At 48.1% G+C, this 10,722-nt stretch carries 8 protein-coding genes; 7 read left to right on the top strand and 1 reads right to left on the bottom strand.

Going from position 1 to position 10,722, the window contains the following annotated elements; genetic code table 11:
- Positions 1-81 precede the first annotated feature (81 nt).
- Positions 82-1,149, top strand: coding sequence for a 3-deoxy-7-phosphoheptulonate synthase (locus tag ACGHZ6_RS11585; RefSeq protein ID WP_390619023.1), 1,068 nt, complete (start codon positions 82-84; stop codon positions 1,147-1,149).
- A gap of 329 nt (positions 1,150-1,478) precedes the next feature.
- On the top strand, positions 1,479-1,853 hold the full coding sequence (locus tag ACGHZ6_RS11580) for a hypothetical protein (RefSeq protein WP_390619022.1): 375 nt from the start codon (positions 1,479-1,481) through the stop codon (positions 1,851-1,853).
- Positions 1,854-1,924: 71 nt separating this feature from the next.
- On the opposite strand, the gene nfuA is transcribed toward ACGHZ6_RS11580, so the two are convergent.
- Positions 1,925-2,521 carry a Fe-S biogenesis protein NfuA gene (gene nfuA / locus ACGHZ6_RS11575; protein WP_390619021.1) on the bottom strand — a complete coding sequence of 199 codons (597 nt, stop codon included), beginning with the start codon at positions 2,519-2,521 and terminating at the stop codon, positions 1,925-1,927.
- 226 nt (positions 2,522-2,747) lie between these two features.
- Here nfuA and metH point away from each other — a divergent pair, with 226 nt between their 5' ends.
- The 5 genes from metH to ACGHZ6_RS11550 all read left to right on the top strand — a co-directional run bounded on the left by metH (position 2,748) and on the right by ACGHZ6_RS11550 (position 10,707).
- On the top strand, positions 2,748-6,446 hold the full coding sequence (metH, locus tag ACGHZ6_RS11570; protein WP_390619020.1) for a methionine synthase: 3,699 nt from the start codon (positions 2,748-2,750) through the stop codon (positions 6,444-6,446).
- 185 nt (positions 6,447-6,631) lie between these two features.
- Positions 6,632-6,910, top strand: coding sequence for a hypothetical protein (locus ACGHZ6_RS11565; protein WP_390619019.1), 279 nt, complete (start codon positions 6,632-6,634; stop codon positions 6,908-6,910).
- 148 nt (positions 6,911-7,058) lie between these two features.
- Positions 7,059-7,310: a DUF2970 domain-containing protein gene (locus tag ACGHZ6_RS11560; RefSeq protein WP_390619018.1), complete on the top strand. Its 252-nt coding sequence runs from the start codon at positions 7,059-7,061 to the stop codon at positions 7,308-7,310.
- An 87-nt stretch (positions 7,311-7,397) separates the two neighbouring features.
- Positions 7,398-9,530, top strand: a complete 2,133-nt coding sequence (locus ACGHZ6_RS11555; protein ID WP_390619017.1) for an FGGY family carbohydrate kinase — start codon at positions 7,398-7,400, stop codon at positions 9,528-9,530.
- Positions 9,523-10,707, top strand: a complete 1,185-nt coding sequence (locus ACGHZ6_RS11550) for an FAD-dependent oxidoreductase (protein WP_390619016.1) — start codon at positions 9,523-9,525, stop codon at positions 10,705-10,707. The genes ACGHZ6_RS11555 and ACGHZ6_RS11550 overlap by 8 nt, the downstream gene beginning before the upstream one ends.
- Positions 10,708-10,722: the final 15 nt, after the last annotated feature.

Here is a 10,722-nt window from a genome sequence, read left to right as displayed (position 1 = left end):
TAGCAGAAATCTTGCTACCCCCCGGTCTAAATTTCAGTAGAATAGCGCCATAACCTTTAAGTTAGCGAAGATGGAACAACCATGACCAAAGCAGTAGACGATCTTAATGTGGTCTCGCAAGAAGTTCTGATCTCTCCGGAAGAGATAAAAAAGGAACTGCCCCTGACTGACGCGGCACTAAAAGCCGTAACTGAAGGCCGCCAGACCGTTCGCAATATTCTTGATCGCAAGGACCACCGCCTGATGGTAGTAATTGGTCCCTGCTCTATTCACGACGTAGATGCGGCCAAGGATTATGCCCAGCGCTTGAAAAAACTTAGCGATGAGCTGAGCGATACCCTGTACATCGTTATGCGAGTCTATTTTGAAAAGCCTCGTACCACCGTGGGCTGGAAAGGCCTGATCAACGACCCGCACCTGGATGACTCTTTCAAAGTGCAGGAAGGTTTGCATATCGGCCGTCAACTGCTGATCGATATTTCAGAACTGGGCCTGGCCACCTCCACTGAGGCACTGGATCCTATTTCTCCGCAATATATGCAGGACCTGATCTCCTGGTCAGCCATTGGCGCCCGTACCACTGAATCGCAAACTCACCGTGAGATGGCCTCCGGCCTGTCTTCAGCGGTAGGCTTCAAAAACGGCACCGATGGCGGCTTAACTGTTGCAATCAATGCTCTGGAATCAGTAGCTAATCCACACCGCTTCCTGGGCATTAACAGTAAAGGCCAGGTAGCCATTATCACGACTTCCGGCAACAAATACGGTCACGTGGTATTACGTGGCGGTAACGGTAAGCCTAACTACGATTCCGTCAGTGTGGCCATGTGCGAGCAGGAACTGGAAAAAGCCGGTTTGACCAGCAACATCATGGTCGACTGTAGTCACGCCAATTCCAACAAAAACCATGAGCTGCAGCCTCTGGTAATGGACAATGTGGCCAATCAGATCATCGAAGGTAATAAGTCGATTATCGGCATTATGGTTGAATCCAATATCGGTGAAGGCAATCAGAAGATTTCTTCAAATCGTGATGATCTTGAATACGGCGTTTCAGTAACCGATGCCTGTATTGGTTGGGACACCACTGAAAAGACCCTGCGTGATATGCACGCAAAACTTAAAGATGCACTTAAAGAACGCCAGTAACAGGCTGATTTAAAAGTATTTTTTCTAAAAGCCCTTCTTTAAGGGCTTTTTTTATTTCTGTCAAACGCTCAAATAGAGCGATTTATGTACGATTTAAGCTATAAACCACTAGCTTTTTATTCCTGTGGTTGCTAGATTGTGACTGACCGCGACGAAGAAACAGGTCACAAGGATTGTCATCTGGCCACTTATAAGCCAGAAAAATACCTGAAGATAATAATAATTAGTTTTGTAATCAAACAGTTACGTAACACTGCAAATATAGTTTCTAACTAGCCGTATTTCCGCAAGCACACGGGTTACGAACGTGATTACTTGGAGCTCCCTATATGAATGCTTACGCATCCCTAGCCGAAAAACAGTGTCTGGCGACCTCTTTTACCTTCGATGCCGACACAGCCCCAAGCATCCACATCGCGCAAATGATGGGCGTAGACTACATCTTCCTGCAAAGCGCCACAGGCCCACTGTCAGAAAAAGATATTGCCCAATATGCTGCCCAAACACTGGAGCTGCTTGCGCTAAACCCGGACAACACGCTGCTCATTTGCGTGGAGCTCGACAGCCTCGGCAATACCCTCTTTAAGCGCTGTGATTTACACTGGCTGGACAACTACCCTGTTCATATTCACGCCAGAGCCATCACTACCGCCAGTCAGCAAGAGTTCTACAGTACGATACTCGAGCACAGCTACAACCTTTGAGGTTTTTAACAAATTTACCCCATAAAAAAAGGCGCCTAATCGCGCCTTTTTTGCTTCTGCCAGATAATGACTTAGATATAGGCATTAGTCTTGTCGGAATGGTCGGTAATATCCCTTACCCCTTTCAGCTCAGGGATTTTTTCCATCAGAGTTTTCTCAACACCGTCTTTTAGTGTCATATCGACTGCACTGCAGCCCTGACAACCGCCACCAAACTCCAGCACTGCAAAGCCGTCATCAGTCAGCTCACGCAGACTCACATTACCACCGTGAGATGCCAACCCTGGGTTTACATCGTTAAAGAGGACATAGTTGATCTTATCTTCAATCGGGCTGTCATCAGAGATTTTGGGCATCTTTGAGTTAGGAGCACGAATAGTAAGCTGGCCTCCCATACGGTCTGGTGAATAATCAACCTTGGCATCTTCTAGATAAGGTAGCGAACGCTCTTCAAAATGGGCACTAAAGCCGTTTAGCTCGACAACCACATCTTCTTCTTTCTCCTCACCAGGACGACAATAGGCAATGCAGGTTTCCGCTTGAGGTGTGCCTGGATTAGCCACAAACATCCGGATACCAATGCCTTCACAATCCTGTTTAGCGAGCAAACCACACAGGTATTCCTGTGCTGATTCCGTAATATCGACATTTACCGCTGGGGTGGTCATAAATACAATCCAATACCTGATAACAATACTGGGATATTTTACGGCAAAGCTCTCGCCATAAAAACCATGCAGTAAGCAAGGTTACTGGATAATAGCCCCATTACTCCTATGATTCTCATACCCCTAACCCATTATTTCTGTTAGAATTTCGAACTTTTCCAAACCTATATCAAAATATTTTGATATAGTTCGCCAAACTTATTTGCACTGAAAGACTGAGTTCACCATGACAGATCGCAACGCTCGCATAGCCGCCCTGCACCAGGCCATCAAAGAACGCATCCTGATTCTTGATGGTGGTATGGGCACCTTGATCCAGGGCCACAAACTCCAGGAGGCCGATTACCGCGGCGAGCGATTTGCTGAATATCATATGGATATTGCGGGTAATAACGACCTGCTGTCGATTACGCAGCCAGACATTATTAAGGGGATTCACACCGCCTATCTGGAAGCCGGTGCTGACATTATTGAAACCAACAGCTTTAACGCTACCCAGGTTTCAATGGCCGACTACGAGATGGAGTCCCTGGCTCACGAAATTAATGTTGCTGCTGCCCGAGTAGCCCGTGAAGCGGCTGATGCCATGACCGCCAAAACGCCCGAAAAACCGCGTTTTGTGGCAGGTGTCATTGGACCAACCAGCCGTACCTGCTCTATCTCTCCGGACGTAAATGACCCAGGCGCCCGTAATGTTACCTTTGACCAGCTGGTGGAAAACTATATCGAGGCCTGTGATGGACTGGTAAAAGGTGGTGCCGACATTATTCTGATCGAAACCATCTTCGATACCCTGAATGCCAAAGCAGCTATCTTTGCCGTACAGGAGTATTTCGAACGTGAAGGTGTCGAACTGCCCATTATGATTTCAGGCACCATTACTGACGCTTCCGGCCGCACCTTGTCGGGCCAAACCACAGAGGCATTCTACAACTCACTGGCGCACGCCAAGCCCCTATCCATTGGTCTTAACTGTGCACTGGGCGCAAAAGAACTGCGTCAGTATGTGCAGGAGCTGTCTCGTGTTGCCAACTGCCATGTATCAGCCCACCCCAACGCTGGCCTGCCTAATGAGTTTGGTGAATACGACGAAACCCCAGAAGAGATGGTCGAAGTGGTTGAAGAATTCGCCAGCAGCGGTTTCCTGAACATTATTGGCGGTTGCTGTGGTACTACGCCTGGCCACATTCAGGCTATCGCCAAAGCCATGACCAACCATTCCCCTCGTCCAATTCCTGATATTGAACCAGCATGCCGCCTGTCCGGGCTGGAACCTTTCAATATCACCAAGGACTCCCTGTTCGTCAACGTCGGTGAGCGCTGTAACGTTACCGGGTCAGCACGTTTTAAACGCCTGATCGTTGAAGAAGATTACGCTACCGCACTTGAAGTTGCACAAGAACAGGTCGAAAACGGCGCCCAGATTATCGATATCAATATGGATGAAGGCATGCTGGATGCTGAGGCCGCCATGGTGCGCTTCTGTAATCTGATTGCCGGTGAGCCAGATATTGCCCGTGTCCCCATTATGGTTGACTCCTCCAAGTGGGAAGTGATTGAGGCCGGCCTTAAATGCATTCAGGGTAAAGCTGTCGTTAACTCCATTAGCCTGAAAGAAGGCGAAGAAGAGTTTATTGAAAAGGCCAAACTCTGTATGCGTTACGGCGCTGCCGTTGTGGTGATGGCCTTTGACGAAAGCGGCCAAGCCGACACACAGCAGCGTAAGATTGAAATCTGTGAGCGCTCTTATCGCGTACTGGTAGATAAGGTGGGCTTTAACCCGGCGGATATTATTTTTGACCCTAATATCTTTGCTGTGGCCACAGGTATCGACGAACACAACAACTACGCCGTTGACTTTATTGAGGCCACTCGCTGGATTCGTGAGAACCTGCCTCACGCAGGTGTATCCGGTGGCGTGTCCAACGTGTCCTTCTCTTTCCGCGGCAACAATCCGGTTCGTGAAGCGATTCACTCGGTGTTCCTCTATTACGCCATTAAAGCTGGCTTAAATATGGGCATTGTCAACGCCGGCCAACTGGCGGTTTACGATGACCTGCCTGCCGAACTGAAAGACAAAGTCGAAGACGTTATTCTCAACAAAAACGATGGCGCCACCGAAGCGCTGCTGGAGATTGCCGATAAATATCGCGGCGATGGTTCCAGCGCTGAGAAAAAAGAAGATCTGGAATGGCGCAGCTGGCCGGTTAAAAAGCGTCTTGAGCATGCCCTGGTTAAAGGTATTTCCAACTTTATTGTTGAAGATACCGAAGCAGCCCGTCTTGAATCTACCCGTCCGCTGGATGTAATCGAAGGCCCGCTGATGGACGGTATGAATGTGGTTGGCGACCTGTTTGGCGCCGGTAAAATGTTCCTGCCCCAGGTTGTTAAGTCTGCCCGCGTTATGAAACAGGCTGTTGCTCACCTGCAACCGTATATTGAAGATGAAAAAACTGAAGGTGCAGAATCCAACGGTAAGATTCTGATGGCCACCGTTAAAGGTGATGTACATGATATTGGTAAAAATATCGTGGGCGTTGTGCTGCAGTGTAATAACTTTGAGGTTGTAGACCTTGGGGTGATGGTGCCCTGCGAGAAAATTTTGCAGGTTGCCCAAGAAGAAAACTGTGACATTATCGGTCTGTCCGGCCTGATTACACCATCCCTCGATGAAATGGTGACCGTCGCAAAAGAAATGGAACGCCAAGGTATCGATAAACCCCTGATTATTGGTGGTGCAACCACCTCTAAAGCTCACACTGCGGTTAAAATCGATCCGAACCTTAATATCAACCAGGTTGCTTATGTAGCGGATGCCTCCCGTGCTGTTGGTGTAGCCACCAGCTTCTTGTCAGATGAGCTGCGTCCGGGTTTTGTTGCCGATACGCAAGCAGAATACGTTAAGGTTCGTGAGCGTAACGCTGGCCGTAAAGCCCGCGGCACTCAACGTACTTACCAGGAAGCTATTAGCCACGGCTTTAAAGCGGATTGGGAGAATTACACTCCCCCTGCACCGGCCTTTACCGGAACCCGGGTATTAGACGATTACCCACTGGAGAGCTTGGTCGATTATATTGACTGGACGCCGTTTTTTATTACTTGGGATTTGGCGGGTAAATACCCGAGAATTCTCAACGATGAAGTTGTCGGTGAAGCAGCAACCAGCCTGTTTAATGATGCCCAGGCTATGCTGAAAAAGCTGATCGATGAAAAGCTTCTGAAGGCTTCAGCCGTTCTGGGCTTCTGGCCAGCCAATCAAGTCAATGCCGATGATATTGCTGTTTACGACGACAACAATCAGCAGCTGGCTACCCTGCATCATATTCGCCAGCAAACCCAAAAGCCTGGCAATGTTAAGCCCAACTACTCACTGGCGGACTTTGTCGCACCAAAGGATAGTGGTAAAACCGACTATGTTGGCGGCTTTGTGGTAACTGCAGGTATCGGTGCTGAGGAACTCGCCAAGCAATACGAAGAGGCCGGTGACGACTACAACAGCATTATGGTAAAAGCCCTGGCCGACCGCTTGGCTGAGGCCTTTGCCGAACATATGCATGAACGTGTACGTAAGGAATTCTGGGGTTACAACAAGGACGAAAGCCTGGACAACGAGGCGCTGATCAAAGAGAAGTACAGCGGTATTCGCCCGGCCCCAGGCTATCCAGCCTGCCCGGATCACACAGAAAAGGAAACCCTGTTTAAATTACTCGATGCCACCACAGCCACAGGTGTAACCCTGACTGAACACTACGCCATGCTACCGGCAGCGGCTGTGAGCGGTTGGTATTTCTCTCACCCAGAGTCCACCTACTTTGCCACCGGCAAAATTCAGAAGGATCAGGTTGAATCCCTGTCAGAGCGTAAAGGCATGGACATACAAACTCTTGAGCGCTGGCTGCAGCCGGTACTGGGTTACGACAACTAAATAGAGAAGCGTCACTAACAATCGCAAGGTTGTTAGTGACCTACATCCCCTACTTCAGTTATAAGCATTCACACAGCACTAACCAACCGCTTCACAGTTTCAACGATTGGCATTTGATACCGCTCCAATTGTTTCAATCTGCGCTAATACTTTCCTTACCCTTTCACAGGATAAGGAGACAATCCGTGAACACACAACCCAAATTCTTACGCTCGTTTCTGGCATTAGGCATCAGTTTCTTCCTTGGTGGTTTTACCCCGTCAGCATTAGCTAACCAAACACCACTAACGTCAAAAGAAATAATTGATAATTATCGCGATTTACGAGCGAGTTGCGCCAAAGCACAGGGGGTTACACGTCGCAACTGTTATGCACGCCTGAATGAGGCAACGAAAGCCTACAAGCAGGCAAAAGAACGCATGACACAAACTGATCCAAACGGCACCCTGCTTTCAAGTCGCTAATCTAAAATTACCTGCTACACTGAAATTACTCTCCAGCATTTAATGCTGCTCTCTCTCTTCGGCCCGCTTGCGGGCCGTTTTTATATTCGCGTGAAGTTTGCTGCATCGTTAAACTCTCCTGTATGCTTAAGTAGACAAGGGGGACATTATGAAACCGCAAAATATTTCAGAACCACCCGTAGAGAATCACGACACAGACGACAGTAAGCCAAGCTTTTGGCATATCGTTATATCAACCCTGGCTGCTGCATTTGGCGTACAAAGTAACAAAAACCGCGAACGAGATTTTAAGCATGGCCATATAGGCCCCTACATCGCCGCCGGCATTATATTTACACTACTGTTTATCGCTGTTGTAGCAACCATTGTCACTACCGTCCTAAAAGCCAAAGGGCTATAACTGATCAGCCCACTCCACCCTGGCATAAACTAGCCTCACGGTGTTTGACTGCTAAACTGGATATAGCAATCAACAAACTGTGTGGCTATGCCAAACCCTTCTAAAATAGCGTGTTATCTAGCCATAGATGTCGGTGGACAGGGCTGTCGCTGTGCTCTGTTCGATGCCAAGGGCTATAAATACCACGAACTCCAGGCACACTACCCTACTTACTACCCATCCCCTGATCGGGTCGAACATCATGCCGGTGAGATACTCAGCGCAATTGAAGCCTTATTATCTGCCATTAAAAACCATATCGAACAGGAGAATATAAGTATCAATTCCTGTGGGCTGGCCTGCCAAGGTGCAACCCTGCTGTGCTGGGACAAACATACGCTTGAACCACTTTCTCCAGTACTCAGCTGGCAGGACACACGGGGAAAAGCTATTGCAGAACAGGCTTCTCTGAACAATGACGAATGGCTTCATATCACAGGCCTGCACCCATCCGCCCATTATGGTGCCAGCAAATTTAGCTGGTGCCTAAAGCATATTTCTGCCGTCATTGAGGCTAATGAGAAGCACCGATTACAGATGGGCCCTTTGGCCAATTATTTGACCCAGAAACTTACATCTTCTCAACACGCCTACTGCAATCCTGCTCATCTAGCACGCACGCAACTTTGGGACCATGAAAAACAATTCTGGAATAAAAAGCTGCTTGATAGATTTTCTATACCTATTGAAGCCCTTCCCCGTCCCAGCCCCAATCGTTTTGATTACGGCATTATTAAAGGAATCGACGCCCCCATAATTCTCGTTAATCGCGATCAGTCGGCAGCACTATTTAGTGAAGGCAAGCCACATAAGGAATGCGCTTATATCAATATGGGGACGGGCATCTTTATTCAGCGCCCTGTTGCGTCTTATAGTAAACGACACACCTTTGGGCTTCAGCAATCGCCCTGCTACAGCGATAGCGATGGTTCCTTGCAAGCATTTGAAGCCAGCATACATAGTGGCTTGGCTGTCAAAAAGCAACTGGAAGATGCCATCAAGCAACCTTTAACCAGCTCACTAATCGAAGAGGCTTTAGCAGAGGCTTCTAGTGCCAATAAGGATAGGAGCTGGCAATTAGTGACAGCTTCAGGCCTGGGATCTCCTTACTGGCTGGAAAATATTAGCTCTAATTTATCAAGCGGAACCTCTATAGCAGCAACTATCAACAGCTGGTTAAACTCCGCCCTCTACCTAGTAAGACAAAACCTGGAACTTATAGACAATCTCCTCGGGCCAGCAAGACAGCTTATCGTCAGCGGCGGCTTAAGTCAGTATGACCAACTCTGTCAGCGTTTAGCTGATCTAAGTATGCGCCCCGTTGTACGCTATAAAGATACCCACGCCACCCTGCGCGGTACCGCCTATTTGACAGCAGACCAACCCGAGAGCTGGCAAGCGAACAAAAGTAACACCTTCATGCCTCAAAGCGAAAATTCGCTAGAGGAAAATTATTACCAATGGTTAAACGGATTATTTAACTATATTCCCCAGCAACAAACAGAGTTGATAGCTGTCTCCCACCGTGGAGATATAAATAGCGCCCCGGAAAATACCATCAACGCGATTCAGCTTGCTATTCAGAGCGGCATTAAACATATAGAGTTTGATATACAAATTGATGCCGATGGTATCCCTGTACTGCTTCACGACCCGAATCTTAATCGCACACACGGGATAAATACCACCATCTTCTCGTCGAATTCGGCATCTATCAGTAAACTAGATAACCTGTGGTCATTACTCGACAGCCTTTCATCACACAACGACCTTCACCTTTATATCGAAATCAAACATGACTCCATAGATCACTGGGGTATTGATCGGGTACTACAAGCAATAGCACCACTGACGACTAAATCGATTCGTTACACATTATTAGCACGCTCACAAACGTTTCTCGCGACGGCACGAAACCTGGGACATGTTTCTATCGGCGCCAATGTCCGCCGCTACGACAGCGCCGAACAACTAAACCTGCTAAAGCTTAACCCCGAATATTTGGTGATAAATCACGAGCGAATCCCGGAAAACACCAAGCTCTGGCCTGGCTTATGGTCATGGATGGTTTATGAAGTTGAAAACGCTGCTCAAGCCAGAAAACTGCAACAGCAAGGGGCTAGCTATATGATCAGTTTTAATGCCCAGCAACTTCTATGCAACGAGGCTCTACATGCTTGAGTATGATGTAGTTATCGTCGGTGCAGGTATCCAGGGCAGCGGCGTAGCCCAGGCCCTGTCTCATCATGGTTTAAAGGTGTTGGTGGTTGAAAATACCGGCGTGGCTGCAGGCACCAGCAGTCAGTCATCGAAGCTAATTCACGGTGGTTTACGTTATCTGGAAAGTGGACAATTTAGACTTGTGCGCGAGGCACTTCATGAGCGAGACCTGTTGCTAAAACTCGCCCCAGATCTTGTCCAACTGGTACCCTTTTATATTCCCATTTATCGCAACAGCATTAGACATGCCTGGCAAATTCACTGCGGTTTACAACTCTATCGCTGGCTCGATGGGCTCGGTGAGAACAGCGTCTTCAGCAAAGTACCTAAATCTCAGTGGCAGCAGTTAGATGGATTGCAAACCGAAAACCTCCAGGCTGTGTTTCGCTATTATGATGCACAAACCGATGATGCAGCCCTTACCCTTGCTGTATTAAATTCTGCAAGAGAAATGGGTGCGGATATCGCTTTGCCGGCTGATATTGAAGATATTAAACTCGGTGAAGACGGCTGCGAGTTAAGGGTTTCCTCGATCGCAGCAAAGGTTTATGCAAAAACTTTAATTAACTGTACCGGTCCCTGGGCTGCGGATTTTCAAAACCGCTTTCTGCCTGAATTACCGCATCTTAAAATCGAGCTGGTGCAAGGCACCCATTTACTGATTGATGATCACCTTGAGCAGGGAATTTATTACCTTGAATCCCCTGAAGATGGTCGAGCGGTCTTTGCCATGCCTTGGCAAGGCAAATTGTTACTGGGGACCACAGAGACGGCTTATAACGGTCATCCTGAACAGGTTCACCCCCTGCCAGAAGAAATCCAATACCTGCGCAATACACTGAATCATTATTTTCCCAAGCGGCCAAATGCAAAAGTCATCCGTAAATATTGTGGATTGCGAGTATTGCCGAATGAGCAGAGCTCTATATTTACACGCTCACGAGAAACACTTATTCATACCGATCGCCGCCAGCAGCCACGCGTACTCACCCTAATTGGTGGAAAGTTAACCACCTACCGCGCCACCGCAGAAAAAGTCTGTGACATACTTGCTGGTCGCTTTGGTATCAATCCTGGGGAAACCCACACTGACCGCATTGCCATTCTCCCGGTAACATGCCCGGAACAAAGGCTTTAGCATTGATCTCTACAC

It is taken from the genome of Maricurvus nonylphenolicus, from assembly GCF_042854845.1.
GTDB lineage: Bacteria > Pseudomonadota > Gammaproteobacteria > Pseudomonadales > Cellvibrionaceae > Maricurvus > Maricurvus nonylphenolicus.
The sequence above is the reverse complement of the archived record's forward strand: the minus strand, read 5'-3'. Positions and strand labels throughout refer to the sequence as shown.